At 59.5% G+C, this 16,903-nt stretch carries 20 protein-coding genes; 11 read left to right on the top strand and 9 right to left on the bottom strand.

All coding sequences use genetic code 11. The features are described from left to right. Nucleotides 1–46: 46 nt before the first annotated feature. From MRS74_RS11160 to MRS74_RS11130, 7 genes are all read right to left on the bottom strand, one after another. Nucleotides 47–418, bottom strand: coding sequence for an amidohydrolase family protein (locus MRS74_RS11160; protein WP_254580367.1), 372 nt, complete (start codon nucleotides 416–418; stop codon nucleotides 47–49). 190 nt (nucleotides 419–608) lie between these two features. Continuing rightward, nucleotides 609–1,601 (bottom strand): squalene/phytoene synthase family protein, encoded by a 993-nt coding sequence (locus MRS74_RS11155; protein WP_254580366.1) that lies wholly within the window; start codon nucleotides 1,599–1,601, stop codon nucleotides 609–611. A 238-nt stretch (nucleotides 1,602–1,839) separates the two neighbouring features. Further along, nucleotides 1,840–2,154 carry a hypothetical protein gene (locus MRS74_RS11150; RefSeq protein WP_254580365.1) on the bottom strand — a complete coding sequence of 105 codons (315 nt, stop codon included), beginning with the start codon at nucleotides 2,152–2,154 and terminating at the stop codon, nucleotides 1,840–1,842. Between the two features lie 4 nt (nucleotides 2,155–2,158). Next, nucleotides 2,159–2,533, bottom strand: a complete 375-nt coding sequence (locus MRS74_RS11145) for a PH domain-containing protein (RefSeq protein WP_254580364.1) — start codon at nucleotides 2,531–2,533, stop codon at nucleotides 2,159–2,161. Nucleotides 2,534–2,734: 201 nt separating this feature from the next. Next, nucleotides 2,735–3,154: an NINE protein gene (locus tag MRS74_RS11140; RefSeq protein WP_368671263.1), complete on the bottom strand. Its 420-nt coding sequence runs from the start codon at nucleotides 3,152–3,154 to the stop codon at nucleotides 2,735–2,737. A 33-nt stretch (nucleotides 3,155–3,187) separates the two neighbouring features. After that, nucleotides 3,188–4,546, bottom strand: a complete 1,359-nt coding sequence (locus tag MRS74_RS11135) for a sigma-54-dependent transcriptional regulator (protein WP_254580363.1) — start codon at nucleotides 4,544–4,546, stop codon at nucleotides 3,188–3,190. Between the two features lie 31 nt (nucleotides 4,547–4,577). After that, nucleotides 4,578–6,455, bottom strand: coding sequence for a sensor histidine kinase (locus MRS74_RS11130; RefSeq protein WP_254580362.1), 1,878 nt, complete (start codon nucleotides 6,453–6,455; stop codon nucleotides 4,578–4,580). A gap of 294 nt (nucleotides 6,456–6,749) precedes the next feature. Here MRS74_RS11130 and MRS74_RS11125 point away from each other — a divergent pair, with 294 nt between their 5' ends. The 4 genes from MRS74_RS11125 to MRS74_RS11110 all read left to right on the top strand — a co-directional run bounded on the left by MRS74_RS11125 (nucleotide 6,750) and on the right by MRS74_RS11110 (nucleotide 10,366). Next, nucleotides 6,750–8,156 carry a cytochrome ubiquinol oxidase subunit I gene (locus MRS74_RS11125; RefSeq protein WP_254580361.1) on the top strand — a complete coding sequence of 469 codons (1,407 nt, stop codon included), beginning with the start codon at nucleotides 6,750–6,752 and terminating at the stop codon, nucleotides 8,154–8,156. Next, the gene (gene cydB / locus MRS74_RS11120; RefSeq protein ID WP_254580360.1) at nucleotides 8,156–9,151 is read left to right on the top strand and encodes a cytochrome d ubiquinol oxidase subunit II; all 996 of its coding nucleotides are present in this window, start codon (nucleotides 8,156–8,158) and stop codon (nucleotides 9,149–9,151) included. Before MRS74_RS11125 ends, cydB begins: the two co-directional genes overlap by 1 nt. A gap of 133 nt (nucleotides 9,152–9,284) precedes the next feature. Further along, the gene (locus MRS74_RS11115) at nucleotides 9,285–9,458 is read left to right on the top strand and encodes a hypothetical protein (protein WP_254580359.1); all 174 of its coding nucleotides are present in this window, start codon (nucleotides 9,285–9,287) and stop codon (nucleotides 9,456–9,458) included. A gap of 218 nt (nucleotides 9,459–9,676) precedes the next feature. Continuing rightward, nucleotides 9,677–10,366, top strand: coding sequence for a GntR family transcriptional regulator (locus MRS74_RS11110; RefSeq protein WP_254580358.1), 690 nt, complete (start codon nucleotides 9,677–9,679; stop codon nucleotides 10,364–10,366). A gap of 115 nt (nucleotides 10,367–10,481) precedes the next feature. On the opposite strand, the gene MRS74_RS11105 is transcribed toward MRS74_RS11110, so the two are convergent. Continuing rightward, the gene (locus MRS74_RS11105; RefSeq protein ID WP_254580357.1) at nucleotides 10,482–10,718 is read right to left on the bottom strand and encodes a DUF2986 domain-containing protein; all 237 of its coding nucleotides are present in this window, start codon (nucleotides 10,716–10,718) and stop codon (nucleotides 10,482–10,484) included. Nucleotides 10,719–10,915: 197 nt separating this feature from the next. On the opposite strand from MRS74_RS11105, the gene MRS74_RS11100 reads away from it, so the two are divergent. The 7 genes from MRS74_RS11100 to efp all read left to right on the top strand — a co-directional run bounded on the left by MRS74_RS11100 (nucleotide 10,916) and on the right by efp (nucleotide 15,514). Next, entirely contained in the window at nucleotides 10,916–11,446 is a 531-nt protein-coding gene (locus MRS74_RS11100; RefSeq protein ID WP_254580356.1) for a hypothetical protein, read from the top strand. Between the two features lie 144 nt (nucleotides 11,447–11,590). Further along, nucleotides 11,591–11,884, top strand: a complete 294-nt coding sequence (locus MRS74_RS11095; RefSeq protein ID WP_254580355.1) for an ArsR/SmtB family transcription factor — start codon at nucleotides 11,591–11,593, stop codon at nucleotides 11,882–11,884. Between the two features lie 2 nt (nucleotides 11,885–11,886). Beyond that, nucleotides 11,887–12,306: a YeeE/YedE family protein gene (locus tag MRS74_RS11090; protein ID WP_254580354.1), complete on the top strand. Its 420-nt coding sequence runs from the start codon at nucleotides 11,887–11,889 to the stop codon at nucleotides 12,304–12,306. A gap of 3 nt (nucleotides 12,307–12,309) precedes the next feature. Next, a complete protein-coding gene (locus MRS74_RS11085; protein WP_254580353.1) occupies nucleotides 12,310–12,720 on the top strand; it encodes a DUF6691 family protein in 411 nt (136 codons plus the stop codon). A 48-nt stretch (nucleotides 12,721–12,768) separates the two neighbouring features. After that, the gene (locus MRS74_RS11080; protein ID WP_254580352.1) at nucleotides 12,769–13,635 is read left to right on the top strand and encodes an MBL fold metallo-hydrolase; all 867 of its coding nucleotides are present in this window, start codon (nucleotides 12,769–12,771) and stop codon (nucleotides 13,633–13,635) included. A gap of 73 nt (nucleotides 13,636–13,708) precedes the next feature. After that, entirely contained in the window at nucleotides 13,709–14,899 is a 1,191-nt protein-coding gene (gene earP, locus MRS74_RS11075) for an elongation factor P maturation arginine rhamnosyltransferase EarP (protein ID WP_254580351.1), read from the top strand. Between the two features lie 42 nt (nucleotides 14,900–14,941). After that, nucleotides 14,942–15,514, top strand: a complete 573-nt coding sequence (gene efp / locus MRS74_RS11070) for an elongation factor P (RefSeq protein ID WP_254580350.1) — start codon at nucleotides 14,942–14,944, stop codon at nucleotides 15,512–15,514. 320 nt (nucleotides 15,515–15,834) lie between these two features. Here the strand turns inward: efp and MRS74_RS11065 are convergent, their stop codons facing one another. Further along, on the bottom strand, nucleotides 15,835–16,779 hold the full coding sequence (locus MRS74_RS11065) for a PDC sensor domain-containing protein (protein ID WP_254580349.1): 945 nt from the start codon (nucleotides 16,777–16,779) through the stop codon (nucleotides 15,835–15,837). Nucleotides 16,780–16,903 lie beyond the last annotated feature (124 nt).

Raw genomic sequence — 16,903 nt, 5'->3', positions numbered from 1 at the left:
ACATTAAAACGCCGAAACACAGAACACCCTGCCTTTCAAAACCCGTTTAAAAGCCCAGCAGCTGCCGTGGCGTCTGCCACAGCACCCGGTGCCGATCGCCAGCATCCGGAATCAGTTCCTCAAGCAGTTGCAGCAACAGCCCGTAGTCCATTCGTTCAGGCGCACGCAAAAAAGGCCAGTCCGAGTCCCAGATACAGGCATCCGGCGTAAAGGCCTGCAGCAACGCCTGTACATAAGGCCAAGTATCGCCCCATGGATAGCTCTGACGGGAAAACTTGGCTTGTCCCGACAGCTTGACGAAACAGCGTCCCGTTTGCGCCAGCGAAAGCAACGCCTGAAACCCCGGCTGATTCAGCCCCTGCTCCGGCACCGGTCGTCCAGAGTGATCGATCAGGATGCGCACAGATGATGCCAGCAACAAAGGCACCAGTAATAGTGTACTGCTTCGCCCTAATGGGTGCTTATAGAGCCCGCCAATTCGTGTCCGGCAAGGCGCCGTTCGCAGGTATAAGTGGGCTCTTGCCAAGAGCGGCAACGCAGCAGGGCGCGAATTGGCGTGCTCCCTGCGGGCGACTCGCTAAAAGCGCTTCTAAGAACGAAGCACTACACTAGGCGCTCAGATACTTGCGCAGGAAGGCGACGTTGCGCCTGAAGTAGGCGTCAAGAATGAAGTCAAAGCGTGAAAATGCCATCACGAAGAAAAAGATAAAGCGCACGCGTTTGCGCGAAATCTTTACCTTCTGCCGATGCCCCAGACTTCTGCGGTCCTGGTTGATCTGCTTCAGGGTCGCCACGGCAAAGAACAGCGGCAGCAGGCAAAAACCCCGCACCGTGCGTTCCTTTCGCGGGATGTAACGCACATATTCGAACGAGTCGACGATGTAATCCAGGCAGTGGCGGGACATCTCCCGCAGCGGCTTCTGCGGATCAACGCCATCGCGAACACAGGAGTCCGGCCAGAAAACGATGCCGCGCTCATTGTCGGTGGAATAGTCATTGATAATATTGACGTATTGCAGCGCCAGGCCAAAGGCCACGGCATTTTTCTGCAGCTGCGCCAGCGCAGCGGGGGGAATGTCCATTTCTTCCGAAAAAACCGCCGTCAGCAGCTCACCCACCACACCGGCGACGTAATAGCAGTAGTCATCCAGCTCACTGAAGTTCTCGATCGACTCCCGCCGCCCTTCCAGCTTGTTACAGTACAGCAGCATGCCATCGGCCATGATGACCACATGCTTGCTGATAATATCGCGGATGCTTTGCGCAAAGGCCGAGAACTGGGCCAGTACGGTGTGAAAGTTGAGCGCAAGTTCCAGTTCGTCGCTGCTGCTCTTCAAGGTTGCAACAAAGTCACTCCAACCCGCGACAGGCGCGCCCAGGCTCAATCCATCCTTGAACAGTACAAAGCCCTGTTCCTTGGCATCCACCGACAAGCCGGGATCATCTTCGATGGTATCGGCAATTCGGCACAGCAGATAGGCCACGCAGACGTAATCCCTGATGGGGTTACGCAGCGCCACTGTATTGACGTAAAAGCTGCGCGAAACCTTGCGCAGGGATTCATAGCAAAAGTCTTGCGCCGGTAAATTATTATTTGTCATATAAAACAGGGTTACCTAGGGGCGATGGCTGCGGCGAATTCGGGTGCCTGGTCAGCCTCTGTCGACACGACAACCAGGCTGCCATCTGGCACTCAAATACATCCATACAGGCCGTCCGAGTCTACCTGCTTCAACTAATGCTGTCCAAGCACAGCCACGCTGATGCGGCGCGAAAAGGCACCCGCGCCTGCGCAAAAGACCGCTGTTTATCATGCACTTAGAGGGGGTGGTGATAGATCTAGAAGATCCAGGCCAGCATGAGCCAGATCACCACAAAGAAGCTGGCAAAGCCCGCCAGCATGAACTGGATTTCACCGATAAAGCCATCACCCGCGGCAATGGCAAATACCACCATCAGGGCGATGGTGACGAAAAACGATATGACCGCCGCATCCTTGAGGCCGAGTCCCGGTTCCAGGCTGACACGGCTGATTTCCGCCAGCTGAGGCAGCAGCAGCACCGCCGCCCCCAGCAGCAGGACCAGCAACACAAGAATGGCCAGAGCAACCGTTCTGGCCTCGCGCTTGTCTCTTGCATCCGAATCCCGTGCCATGGGTTCAGGCGTCCTGGCGTTCTTTAATCAGTTCACGCAAGCGGTGCGGGTCCGGCAGGCCGGCCACTTCCATTTCGGGTTCGTCGCCGGCGGTATAGATGGCGATCTTGCCGACACCGAAAATACGGTTGAAGAAGGATTGATAGACATTCACCGAGCGCACGCTGCTCAGTGCCAGTTCAGTACGATCCTTGCTCAGCAGACCACGCTCCAGCACCAGATCATTACCCACTAGCTCGAGCTGGGTGGATTTGCACTTGAGATACCAGGCCAGCAGGATAATGATGCCGACCCCGACCGGAATCAGCAGTACCGACAACAGAAAGCCCAGCGGATTGTTTTTGAACATCGCCGGATGTTCTGAATACTTGACGTCCATCAGGTCTCTTTCCCCGTTACAGCGATCAGGCCCCGTGCCCAACCGTATGCGCAGCTTCGCAGATGCATTGCCGCTAATCAACGCTCGGCCGGTGATCCCGCCGAGCAAGGCGACGATTGTCCATCTTGGCCCATGAACCGGCCATTAATCGAATGGCTGGAGCAAGATCCAAGATTCAAGTCGCCAGGCAATACAAAAAATTTAACGGGTGCCGACCGTCGGTGACTGGCCGTTGATTTCACTGACCTGATCGTTCAGGGTCCAGAAATCGTAGATCACACCGATCAGCAGCAGGCCGCCGGTGAGCAGGTAAATCAGGCCGCTGAGCCATTTGCCCATGTAAAAGCGGTGCGCGCCAAAGATGCCGAGAAATGTCAGCAGAATCCAGGCAATGTTGTAGTTGGTATCACCCTCGCGGTACCGAATATCGGCGCTGCGATCCATGGAGGGAATCAGAAACAGGTCCACGATCCAGCCGATCAGGAACAGGCCCAGGGTAAAGAAATACAGGGTACCGCTGACCGGGCGCCCGAAATAGAAGCGGTGCGCCCCCATGAAACCCAGGATCCAGAGTATGTAACCCATCAATTTGCTGTGACTGTTGGTCGAAATTGCACTCACTCTGTTATCCCTGTTGGCTTGTTGACGATCTGGTTAAAGTCCGTAGCGCTCTATTTTCTTCAGCAAGCCCTGGCGAGACAACCCCAGCGTGGCCGCCGCATGGGTTCGGTTGTCGTCGTGGCGGCCCAGGGCGTCGCGGATCAGGCGAATTTCCAGCGCCCGCACCTGCTCATCCAGCGGCGCATCCGAGGCCGGCTGCTGCGCGCCGGCCTGCTGTACGCCGGGGTGCAGCAAGGCTACATCCTCCAGCGTCACCCGCCCGCCCCGACTCAGGGCGCAGATGCTTTCCAGGGTATTGCGCAGCTCCCGCACATTGCCGGGCCAGGGCCTGTGGATAAGCCAGTCGAGCACCGCGGGGTCGAGCAGCAGTTCGCTGGCGCCGGTATCGGCGGCCTGCAGTGTCAGAAAGTGGCGCACCAGCAAAGGCACGTCCTCGGCCCGCTCGCCCAGTGGCCGGGTTTCAAGGGTAACGCCCTTGATGCGGTAATAGAGATCCTCGCGAAACTCGGCGCGGGCAACCTTGTCGGGCAGATTGGCATTGGTGGCCGAGATCACCCGCACGTTGATCTGCTGCTGGCTGCGCCCACCCACCGGATAAAAGGTGCCTTCCTGCAGCACCCGCAACAGCTTGACCTGCATGGGCAGCGGCATCTCGCCGATTTCATCCAGGAACAGGGTGCCGCCATCGGCCAGTTTCAGCAGGCCGTCACGGTCACGATCCGCGCCGGTAAAAGCACCGCGCACATGGCCGAACAGCTCGCTTTCGAGCAGATCTGCCGGAATGGCACCGCAGTGTACCGAGATAAAGGGGCCGCTCGCCCGCAGGCTCAGATCGTGCAGCGCACGGGATATGACCTCCTTGCCGGTACCGGATGGCCCGGTCACCAGCACCCTGGCATCGGTGGGCGCAATGCGTTCCACCAGCGCCCGGATACCGGCCATGGACGGCGAGTTGCCGATCAGCCGGGCCAGCGGTGACGCTTCACGGCTGCCCTGCTTGAGCTGCTGCAACTCGCGGCTGAGCTGGTGCTTGGTCACCGCCCTTTTCACCACCACCGCCAGCATGTCCGGGTCCAGCGGCTTGGCGAGAAAATCCCAGGCGCCCCGCTGGATAGCCTCCAGCGCCAGCTCCCGGTCCGCGTGACCGGTGATGATGATCACCGGCCGGTCGGCGAACTCCGGCAGCGCCGCCAGGGTATGGGCCGGGTCAAACTGCGGCGGCAATGACAGATCCAGCAGCAACAGGTCCGGATCGAAGGACTGCAGCTGGGCGCGGGCGTCCTCCAGGCTGGCGCCGCCACGCACCTCGTAACCGGCATTGGCGAGCCACTGCTCGCACAGCGAACGAAATGCCGGCTCGTCATCAATCAGCAGAATGCGGGGTTTGTTCATGGCCAGCTCCGGTTAAATCGCAGTAAAGCATTCATGCCTTGGCATCCTCTGGAAAGCTCAGTTCAAAGGTCACTGGCCAGCCCAGGTCTTCGCGCAGCGTCACATGACCACCATGCGCATCCATGATGCGGCGCACAATGGCCAGTCCGAGGCCGCTGCCGCCGGCACGCCGGCTGACAAAGGGGTGGAACAGGGTGCCATGCAGGCTCGCATCGATGGCCGGCCCGTTGTTGTGGATGCGGATGCAACGGCCATCGGCGTCACAGTCGATGCGGATCAGGCTGCCCGGCTGGTTGCGCACAAAGCTCAAGGCATTCTCGATCAGGTTGGTAAACACCTGCTGCAGGCGGTGCGGATCCGCCGGCAACAGCAGGTCTGGCGCAATGGCGCTTTCGAACCGGGTCTGCTGCCAGTCAAACAGCGGCACCAGGCTATCGACCATGGCCGATAGCAGCACCGGCTGAACGTGCAGCTCGAGGCGACCCGAATAGAGCAGCAGGTCGGAGATCTGACGGTCTGCCCGCTTGAGCTGCGCCTGAATCAGGCTGCGCCGCTCCCCCGGCAGATCGGCGGTGGCCATGGAGATCACATTCAAGGGATTGCGCAGCTCATGGGCCATGACCGCCGACAGGCTGCCCAGCTCCACCAGATGCTCGCTGGCCAGACGGCGGCGCTCGGCCTCGGCCAGTTGCAGGGAGCGCTCCAGCAAGCCGCAACTGGTGGACAATAGTGAGCCGAACACCTCGCCGGTCAGGCGCAGGCCGGGCTTGAGATCTTCCCAGCGCTGCAGGCGAAAACGCCAGCCCCGGGCCTGGTGCTGGCACAGAATGCTCAGCTCGCCCTCACAGCGTACCGGCATGCCAGCGCCCTCGTGCTGCAGATAGATATGCACGGGCTGGCGCACCTGGGCCGAAATCAGCTCGGCGGCACGGGCCTGCAGGCCCTGCCAGCTGCCCTCGGCCTTGAGCCGGCTCAGCCATTGCTCAAGCAGAGCTTCATCGAGGCGTATGCCGGGGTAAATCAGCAGACCCGACAGGGTCGTCAGCGGGCCACGCAGCAACAGCGCCACGGCCACCGCCAGCAAGGCGCATATCCACAGCTGCCACAGCGGTACGGCGGCAAGCTGTACCAGGCCAAAGTGCCCGGCCAGGGTGCCCAGCAGCGCCATCACCCCCAGCATCACCGCCATCAGCACCAGCCAGGGCAGGGTCCGCTTGGCGAAGTCGTTGGCTTCCAGAATCTGGTAGCGCACTACGCCATAGACCAGCAGCACGACATAGCTGGGCAGCAGCAGCATGGGATAGGGGTACCAGTCGAACCCCAGCGACGGAAAGATAAAGCTGGTCGCCAGCAGCAGACCCCAGGCGCCGGCGGCAAACATGGCCACAATGGAGCGGCGCAGGTTGCCCCGATGGACACTGAGCCCCCAGACCAGTACCAGGTGCGCCAGAATCCCCACCACCACGGTGTAGGCGATGTTGAACCAGCCCAGGCCCCGGAACACAAAGAAGTCGGCAAAGGGCCCCAGCGGCACCACCGTGCCGCCGGGCCCGTCCCAACTGAGCAGAATCACGGCCACACTGGTGGCATAGATGGCCACTATATGGCGGCTCAGCCAGAGCAGCCAGCCAGGCACACGGGGCCGTTCCGGGCGCACGAAGCGCAGCGCAAAGTGCAGGAAGAAGGTGGGCATGAGCGGATTGGCCAGAATCAGCAGTATGCCGGCCTGGTGCCAGCCCTGCTGGATCGCGATATGGCCGGCGCACCAGAGCGCCATCATCAGGCCGAAGCCTGCCAGCGCCTGCAGGCTGCGCCTTTTGCGCGCCTGCAACAGCAACCAGCCGGACACCACCAGGGCACAGCCGCTGGTCACCAGCATCATGAGTTCAAACGCGATTACCCGGTTCATCAGCCGTCAACACCGTTTACAGATCAGGAACAGTAACTGTCTACAAGGTTTACACCTGCGGGCAATACTCGCCTCTCAATTGACCGAAATCAAGGCATTTGCGGCTATTTCAATATTGGCACGCACCCTGCATAAGGTTTAGCCATCGGAATAATAGATTAAAACAAACGTCTGGAGATACACCTATGAGCCTGTCCGCCCTGATGACCGAATTTCTGATGTTTGGCGCCGTTTTCAGCATTGCCTGTGCACCAGCGCTGATGCAGCACCTGCGCACGCGCACAGGACGCAGCCATGGAGCTTGATGCCGCCCTGCTATCGCGGCTGCAGTTCGCGTTCACCGTCAGTTTTCACATCCTGTTCCCGTCCGTGACCATTGGTCTGGCGACCTTTATCGCCATCTGGGAAGGGCTCTGGCTGAAAACCCGCAATCCGGTCTACCTGCAACTGGCCAAATTCTGGATCAAGCCCTTTGCCATTACCTTTGGCATGGGCGTGGTCTCGGGGATAGTGCTGTCGTACGAGTTCGGCACCAACTTCTCCGAATTCTCCCGTATCACCGGTGCTGTACTGGGCCCGCTGATGGCCTACGAGGTGCTGACTGCCTTCTTCCTGGAAGCCGGTTTTCTCGGCGTCATGCTGTTCGGCTGGCAGCGGGTCAGCGAACGGATGCACTTCTTCGCCACCTGCATTGTGGCACTGGGCACCTGGATCTCGGCCTTCTGGATCATCGTCGCCAACTCCTGGATGCAGACACCGGCAGGCTATGAAATCGTCGATGGCGTGTTTCAGGTCGCCAGCTGGCCGGAAGTTATCTTTAACCCGTCCATGCCTTACCGCCTGGCCCATATGCTGCTGGCGGCACTGATTACCGGCACCTTTGTGGTGGCTGGCGTCTGTGCCTACTATCTGCTGCGGCGCAAATACCAGCCCATGGCCCGCAAGGGCTTTTCCATGGCGCTCTGGTTTGCCCTGGTACTGACGCCGCTGCAGGCCTTTATCGGCGATATGCACGGCCTGAACGTGAAGGAACACCAGCCCATCAAGCTGGCGGCCATGGAGGGTATCTGGCCCGAGACCGAAACCGGCGCGCCGCTGCTGCTGTTTGCACTGCCCAGCAAGGCAGACGAGACCAACCACTTCGAGATCGCCGTGCCCCATCTCGCCAGCCTTATCCTGACCCACGAGCTGGATGGAGACCTGCAGGGGCTCAAGTCCGTGCCGCCGGAAGATCGCCCCCCCGTCGCCGTGGTGTTCTTCAGCTTCCGCATCATGGTGGGCCTGGGTGTACTGATGATCGCCGTGGCGTTGTATGGCCTCTGGCTGCGCCGCGGTGATCGGCTGTACAGCTCGCCCCTGCTGCTGCGGGTCTGCACCCTGCTGACCCCGGCCGGCGTGGTGGCCACGGTCGCCGGCTGGTATGTGGTGGAAGTTGGCCGTCAGCCCTGGCTGGTGCATGGCCTGGTGCGGACCATGGACGTGGTGTCGCCGTTGCCGGCGGAACGGGTGCTGTTTTCCCTCAGCCTGTTCCTGATCACCTACAGCCTGCTGCTGGGCGTGTATCTGTACTTCATGCGCAAGCTGATCCGCAAGGGGCCGCCAGACTTCGCCTCCCTGCCGGAACAACTGATCGGTACCCATGCACCGGGCTATGCCCTGGCCTGGGTGAAACAGCTTGATGCTCACGAGAAGGTGCACTGATGGAACTGGCTTTTTTCTACTTCCTGTTACTGGGGTTTGCCATCCTCATGTACGTGGTACTGGATGGCTTCGATCTGGGCCTGGGCATTCTCTACCCCTGGTTCGATGACGAGTCCCAGCGCGATCACATGATGCGCTCCATTTCCCATGTCTGGGACGGCAACGAAACCTGGCTGGTGTTCGGCGGGGTGGTGCTGTTTGCCGCCTTCCCGGTCGCTTACGGCGCCATACTGTCGACGCTCTACGTGCCGATCATGATTATGCTGATCGCCCTGATCTTTCGTGGTGTGGCCTTTGAATACCGTTTCAAGGCCCACAGATCCAAGCCCTGGTGGGACCTTGCCTTTGCCGTAGGTTCCTCCGTGGCGGCCTTTTGCCAGGGGCTGATGCTGGGCTCCCTGGTGCAGGGCGTGGACAGCGACGCCATCGACGGCTCAAGCCTGAACTGGCTGTCGCCCTTCTCGGTGCTTACCGCCTTTTCGGTGATGGCCGGCTACGCCCTGCTGGCCAGCTGCTACCTGGCGATGAAAAGCCGCGGCGAGATCCGCGACAGGGCGGCTCGCCTCGGGCGCCGTCTGGTGGTCGCCGTGCTGATCGCGATGGCACTGGTCAGTCTCTGGACGCTGGTTGAAGCCCCGGAAATCCGCGCCCGCTGGTTCGACGGCTACCACCTGCTGCTACTCAGCCCGCTGCCGCTGCTGAGCCTGGGCGCCGGCTGGCTGCTGTTCCATGACCTGGGCGGAAAGCAGCATGAACAGCGACCGTTCTTTCTCGCGGTCGCCCTGTTCGTGCTGGGATTTGCAGGTCTGGTGGTGGGACTCTTCCCCTACCTGGTGCCACGCCAGCTGACCTTCATGCAGGCCCAGGCGCCGGTATCGAGCCTGGAATTCCTGCTGCCGGGCGTACTGATCTTCGTACCGCTGATCTGTGCCTACACCTTCTGGGGCTACCGCATTTTCAGCGGCAAGGTGGAAGATTTCGAGGAAGGCTATTAATCCACAGGCCCTATTCACTGTTTGCACCCTGGCTTGCCTTTACTAAGCACCCGTCAGCCCCTCTACGCCTGGGCTGGCGGTTTTTTTTAAACAAACAGCGCTAAAACAGACAGCAAACCAAAGGTCCATCGCCATGAGCACCTCAACGAAGATCCCAAACAACACCCAAATAAACATGCCGCGGCCGGCTGGCAGCCAAAAGACAGCGTCGAACTGGCGTGGCTTTGCCGTCTGTTACGCCGCAGGCCTGGCGCTGTTGCTGGTGACCACCGGTACTCTCAAACTCGCCTTTGCCGCCCTGGGCTAGAAGGCCTCAAAACGCCTCTCTCACCGCCGTTCGGTCATCCCCGCGCCTGAACTTCCTGCCGCAAGATCCCCGCTTCACGCTGCTTTCCGGCACCGAAGTCGCTATAATTATGTATTCCTGATACTGGCTGACAGCGCAGACTGCGCTGCCTGATGCTGCAGCCCCTGGCAGACACGGACCCGCCGGCTTGCCAAAGGCCAAAACAAGAGATGGCTGACATGACCACTAGCAACCTGACCCGTAAAAAGACGTCGATGAAACGACGCTCGCTGCATGAGGAAATTTCCGATCACCTGCGCTCGATGATTATCGAGGGCGAGCTGCCCGAAGGCGAGCGTATCGACGAAAGCGCCCTCTGCGAACAGCTGGAAATCTCCCGCACCCCGCTGCGCGAAGCCCTCAAGGTATTGCACTCCGAAGGCCTGGTGTCCATTGAGCCCAACCGTGGCGCCCGCGTGGCGGTCCTGACACCGGAAGAATTCGCCGAACTGTTCGAGCTCATCGGCGGGCTCGAGCGCATGGCAGCGGAACTGGCGGCGAGCCGCGCCACCGACAGCGAACTGAAAAAGCTGGCGCAGATGCAGACCCGTCTGGAATCCCTGTACAGCGCCGGCGACCGGCACAACTATTTCGAGCTCAACCAGGACATTCATCGCATGATCATTGCGATGTCCCGCAACAGCACCCTCACCAGCCTGCACGAACAGCTGCTAATGCGTGCCAGCCGCGGCCGCTACATGGCGATAGGCACTGAAGATCGCTGGGAGGAATCGGTACAGGAACACCAGACACTGCTTGATGCCCTGCAGGCGAAAGACAGCGTGAAAGCCGGCGAGATCATGCTGGAACACGTGCGCCACACCGGCGACTGTGCGGTGAATGCACTCAAACTCAGAAAGGCCGTCTAACTGATTCGTCGTATCAAAGCTTCAAGCGCGGCGGGCCCTGCCAGACAGGGCTCGGGCTCAGCCCGCCCTATGCCAGACGGGGCATTGAAACTACTCAAAGAAACTACCCTGGCTTTTAGCCTTCAGCGCCGGCGTCTTTAACAGTACCCTCTTGCGCACCCGCTTCTTCAGCCCCACCGTTTTCAGCAGCGGCATCCTGCGACACCTCTCCGAGCTCGGCAGATTCCGTCTCCTGCGCCTTTTCACGCTCGGCCTTGGAGATATAGCGCGGCTTGTGGCTGGGGTTCGCCTTTAAGTTTGCCTTCTTGGCCTTCTTGCCGAGGATCTGATTGATTTTTTTGCGTCGATTCATGAGGCGCCAGCAATGTAAGTAGAAAGAGACGGCAATGTAAGAGCTGGCGACCAAAGATACAAGCAAAGGTCGCGCAAACTTTGCACCCGCCGTCCCCCGTGTTTTCGCAACGCCATTCTCCTTCCTGGCACACCTATACTTTGAACGGGTGTTTTCGCTGTACCCACTGATAAAAAATAACCCAACAGGTGATTACCATGTACAGCAAGTTCATAAGTACCTGTGCCAGCCTCAGCCTGCTCGGATGCAGCCTGGCGCTGGCAGACGAAAAAGCCGACATGATTGCCAGCGCCCAAAGCGCAGGCCCGCCCGCCGTAACCGCCAACGCCACCATCAAGGCACCCGATGGCACGGTATTGCGCGAAGGCTCTAACAGCTACACCTGTTATCCGCAACAGGAGATGATAGGTCCGATGTGCAACGAACCGGTATGGGATTCCATGATTGGCGCCCTGATGGGTAAAAAGGATTTCAAGCCCGACAGCCTCAGTGTGTCCTACATGCTGGCCGGCGAAGGAACTGCCACCGGTTCGAGCAACAGCGATCCCTACGCCACCGATCCTGCCAGCAGTGACGACTGGGTAAAGGAAGGGCCGCACCTGATGATCGTGGTACCCGATCCCGCCATGCTCGAAGGCATGTCCACAAACCCGGCTGATCCGGTCTATGTGATGTGGAAGGGTACGCCCTACGCCCACATCATGGTCAAGGTCGCGCCTGGCAGCTAACTGCCCTGCCAGTTAAAAGGCGACTTCCCGGCGCAGGCAAGGCAGGCATGCCAAAGCCAGCATCGGCCTTGTCGGCGCCGGACTGATTTCGCTTGCCATCAACTTCAATACTTGCGTATATTATGAAATATGCAAATTAAACAGATGGAACAGACCGCCGATCGTGTCGCCGGTCTTTTGAAACTGCTGTCAACACGACAGCGACTCATGACGCTCTGTCACCTGGTAGCGGGCGAAAAATCCGTGGGTGCGCTCTGTGACGCCGTTGGCATGAAGCCGCCGGCAATGTCGCAACAGCTTGCCATACTGCGCCGCGAGGGTGCCATCGCGGCACGCCGGGATGGCCAGACCATTTACTACGCCATCGTCGACGAAGACGTCCGGCAGATCATGGCGTTTCTCTACAGCACCTTTTGCCAGGATGAAACAGGAGCCTGACCATGCATAACTTTATTGCCGCCTCCATAGGCGGCATCCTGATCGGCGCCGCCGCCCTGCTCCTTATGGCCAGCCACGGCAAGATCATGGGCATCAGTGGCATTGTCAGCCGCTTGCTGCCACCGCTGGCAAACGACTGGCAATGGCGCGCCGCCTTCATCGCCGGCATAGTCGCAGCCCCCCTGGCCTGGCGCACAGTGTCCGGCAGCATGCCGGCCATCGAGATCAGCGCCAGCATCCCCATGCTCGCACTCGCAGGTGCCATCGTTGGCCTTGGTACGGCCCTGGGTAACGGCTGCACCTCCGGTCATGGCGTGTGCGGGGTTGCACGGCTGTCAAAACGCTCTGTCGTCGCAACGGGACTCTTTATGGCCAGCGCCATTGTGACCGTCGCCGTCAGCAAACATCTCCTGGGGAATTAAGTCATGCACCTCTTCGTTATCTTCCTCACCGGCGCCCTCTTTAGCGCGGGTCTGATGGTTTCCGGCATGATCAATCCGGCAAAGGTTATCGGCTTTCTGGATATTTTCGGCGTCTGGGATCCGTCTCTTGCCTTCGTTATGGCCTTCGCCGTTATTGTCTACGGCATCGGGTTGCGCCTTGTTCTCAGGCGTCCAAAACCGCTGTTCGAGGCCCGTTTTTTCCTGCCCGAGGGGCTGCTGATTGACCGCAGGCTCGTTGGCGGCGCCATCCTTTTCGGTATTGGCTGGGGCCTGGTCGGCTTCTGCCCGGGCCCTGCAATCGCGGCCCTGGGCGCAGCCCCCGGGCAGGCTGCGATTTTCGTCGCCGCCATGCTGCTTGCCACCTCTGCAACGCGCAAGCTGCAGCGCTCCTGAGCCCAGCGGCTGGCTGTGCAATCCACTCATGTTCAAAAGGATCTGCCCGTGAAAAAGCCTGAAATCACTTCCTTTTTTGATGAGGCCACCAGCAATGTCAGCCATATCGTCATCGATCCTGGCAGCCGCAGCTGTGCGATTATCGACTCACTGCTCGATTACGATGCGGCCTCTGGCCGTACCGCGACCCGCTCCGCCGACAGGCTGGCCGACTATGTGAAAGCACAGGGCCTGGTAACCGAGTGGATTATCGACACCCATGTACACGCCGACCATCTTTGCGCCGCGCACTACCTGAAAACAGTACTCGGCGGGCGCATCGGTATTGGCGAGCACATCACCGAAGTGCAGAGAATATTTGGCAAACTCTTTAACGCTGAAGCCGCCTTCCGTATCGACGGCAGCCAGTTTGACCACCTTTTCAAGGACGGTGAAGGCTACAAAGTCGGGTCGCTTGAGGCCAGAGCCATTCATACACCAGGGCATACACCGGCCTGCATGACCCACGTTATCGGTGATGCGGCTTTCGTCGGCGACACCCTCTTCATGCCCGACTTTGGCACAGCCAGGGCCGACTTCCCCGGCGGCGACGCCCATGCGCTATACCGCTCAATCCAGAAAGTCTTTGCGCTGCCGGCAGACACCCGCATCTTCCTGAACCACGACTATCTGCCAGACGGGCGCGAAACCATTTGCTGGGAAAGCACCGTTGCTGAACAAAGGCGCAGCAACATCCACGTCCATGAGGGCATCAGCGAAGACGCCTTCGTGCGGATGCGCAATGCCCGTGACAAGACGCTCCCCATGCCAAAGCTCATTTTACCCTCGGTACAAATCAATATACGTGCGGGCGAGTTTCCACCGCCGGAAGACAACGGCCTGAGTTACATTAAAGTCCCCATCAATGCGCTCTGAAGCTCTGAAGCTCTGAAGCAGCGCATCGGGCATAATGACGCCTATTCTTTCAGCCTTTGACGGCGGATTCGGCATGCGCGCGAGCTGGGACATATTTTGCAGCGTTATCGACAACTTTGGCGATATCGGCGTCACCTGGCGCCTGGCGCGACAACTGGTGGCCGAGCACGATCAGGAAGTGCGCCTCTGGGTGGATGATCTGGAGTGCTTCGCTCGCCTGTGCCCCGCGGCGAACGCCAAGGATGCCCAGCAGCTGCATCAGGGCGTGCGGGTGCAGCACTGGTTGCATGACCCTCTACAACAGGACCCTTCACCACAGGATCAGCCGCCGAGCGCTTCAGCGCCAGACTATTCATCGGTAAAGGCAGCGGATGTAGTGATAGAGGCCTTCGCCTGCCAGCTGCCCGACGCTTATATAGCGGCCATGGCGCAACGGGCACGCCCCTCGCTCTGGCTGAACCTGGAATACCTCAGCGCCGAAGACTGGGTGGCCGGTTGCCACGGCCTGCCCTCGCTCCAGCCCCGCGGCCTGCAAAAATACTTCTTCTTTCCGGGCTTCACCCCGGATACCGGCGGGCTCCTGCGTGAAGCAGGACTCATTGAACAGCGCCGGCGTTTTCAGCAGGACCCGGCCGCGCGACAGCAGTTTTTAAATTCCCTGGGGGTCATCGCGCAAAAAAATAGCCGCCTGGTGTCGCTTTTCTCCTATGAAAACAAAAGCCTGTTCAGCTGGCTGGATACTCTGGCCGCCGCTACCAGGCCCACCCAGCTGCTGGTGCCCCAGGGTCGAATTATTGCCGAGCTGCAAGAATGGCTCGGCGTAAAGCAATTATCTTTAAACGATCAACATCAGCGTGGTGCCTTAAAAGTGCAGCTACTGCCCTTTTTAAGCCAGCCGGATTATGACCGCCTGCTCTGGAGCTGTGATTTAAATGTTGTGCGCGGTGAGGACTCCTTTGTTCGCGCCCAGTGGGCCGCCAAACCGCTGCTCTGGCACATCTATCCACAGCAGGAAAACGCCCATATGGACAAGCTCGATGCCTTTCTCAAGCTTTACTGCCATGGTCTGAGCCCGGCGGCAGGCACCGCGCTGCAGGCACAGTGGCACGCCTGGAACAGCGGCCTAAACATGGCGAAAAGCGAGCAGGCACTGCGGCAAGTCTGGCCGGAGCTGGAGGCCCATAGCGATGCCTGGTGTACTCAATTAAGTGCCCAGATAAATATTTCCACGGCCCTAGTGCAGTTTTTTCGAAAATGGCTATGATGCGACCTTGAATAGCACCTACTCCTTGTCCTGGACATTCCCATGAAAACCGCACAAGAAATGAAACCCAATAGTGTGGCTCTGATCGACAACCAGCCCTGGCTGATACAAAAAGCCGAGTTCACCAAATCGGGTCGTAACAGCGCCATTGTAAAAATGAAGCTGAAAAACCTGCTGACCGGTTCGGCCACCGAGACCGTGTACAAGGCTGACGACAAAATGGAGCAGGTGATACTCGATCGCGTCGACGTAACCTACTCCTACTCCAGCGATTCGGTTTACGTGTTCATGGATGAAGACTACAACCAGTACGAACTCAACGCCGACGATCTGGAAAGCGTGCTGCCCTTTATCGTTGAAGGCATGACCGACATCTGCGCCGCCGTCTTCTTTGAAGGCAAGGTCATTTCCGTCGATCTGCCCACCAACATAGTGCGCCAGCTCACCTACACCGAAGGCTCCGCCCGGGGCGATACCTCCGGCAAGGTGATGAAGGTCGCCCGTCTCGCCAACGGCACTGAAATCAAGGTCGCGGACTTCTGCAACACCGACGACTGGATCGAAATCGACACCCGCACCGGCGAGTACAAGTCCCGCGCCAAGGCGCCGGCCTGATACAGCCAGTACGCGTTATCGACTCAAGCCCGGCCACCATGCCGGGCTTTTTGCTGGCTCCGCGCTTTTGGGCGGGCTTGAGTCGGATGCAGTGAAAGCGCCCAGCTGACGTGCGTTACCCTCGTGCGTCATATCAAGCCGACGGCTTGATACATCAAGCAGGGATGCGTCATCACCTGACCCTCTGCTGACCATATGGCCCAGTGCAAACACCGCCTTTTCCCCCGACGATGTCCTGCATGTCCGCGCAGCTGCGCCCACCCTTTTGGATGCAAGCGCCGGTGGCCCGACTGAAAACGGCGAACGCACCCTCGCCAGGCTCAGGCGCTGTCGCCTTTGCGTTCCTGACTGAGCCGCAGGTAGATTCCCAACCCGACCAGCATGGCAACGGCGGCCAGCAACATCCAGACCGCACTGATCAGCGGGGTTCCCCCGTCCCCGCCATTGAGCAGCGACTTGAACATCAGCAACAGCGACTCGATGGAAACGGCGATAATAATCGCAGCCATGAAGCGTGAAATGGTGCGCCGGGTTGTATCGTGGTGGTGGATATCCTTGCTCACCAGCACCTCCTCTTCGAGGATGGTTTTGCCGAGATCGAAGATCGACATACCCAGCGTAATCATGATCACGATACCAAAGGCGCCTGTGGCAATGTTGCTGCCCGCATCGAACACGCTGAACATGGACTCGCCCGCGGAGTAGAGCAACAACGCAGACACCAGGATCAGCATGCCGCCAATCAGGCCGTAGATCGCCTGAAACCAGGGATGAAAGCGGGTGCGCCGCCCGTCGCCATTGAGATAGGCGATCAGGCGCTGCAGGTTGAAATTGAGCACCAGATAGCCGAGCTCATGACCAGCGTCATCGGCCAGGTGCAGCACCACCGAGACCGACAGCTGATGAGTGGCGCTGGACAGGTAGGGGGCGGTGACCAGGGCCCGGTTCAGCTGATCGCGCGCCGCTACCACGTACGGGCGCTTGCTGCGGTCACTGCCCTTGCCCAGGGAACGGCGCTGCCGCTCGCTGACGTTCGGCCCATAGGCCGAATCCATCAGCTGGACACCCCTGGCATCCAGGCTGTAGAGCAGCTCGACGAACGGATAAGCACGGCTCAGAAGATCCACCGTCTGCTGCTGGGCATTGCTGTCATGCAGCAGCGCCTGCGCATTCAGGCTGGTCATCATCGATTCCATCAGACTGTGGATGGTCTGTTCATACTGCCGGTATTGCTGCAACAAATGGATATGATTGGAGGTGCTCACGTTACCTGGAATCTCGCTGGGGATCGAAAGTCACCACGCTAACCAATCAACAAGACATCTTCTACTTCAGTCGAATAAAAATGTGCTTTTAGACAAAGAAAGGCGAGGTTTTCGCCATCCCTGG

Origin of the sequence: Marinobacterium sedimentorum (assembly GCF_024267675.1) — a bacterium.
Classification (GTDB): Bacteria; Pseudomonadota; Gammaproteobacteria; order Pseudomonadales; family Balneatricaceae; genus Marinobacterium_A; species Marinobacterium_A sedimentorum.
This window is presented reverse-complemented; position numbering and strand designations above follow the sequence as displayed.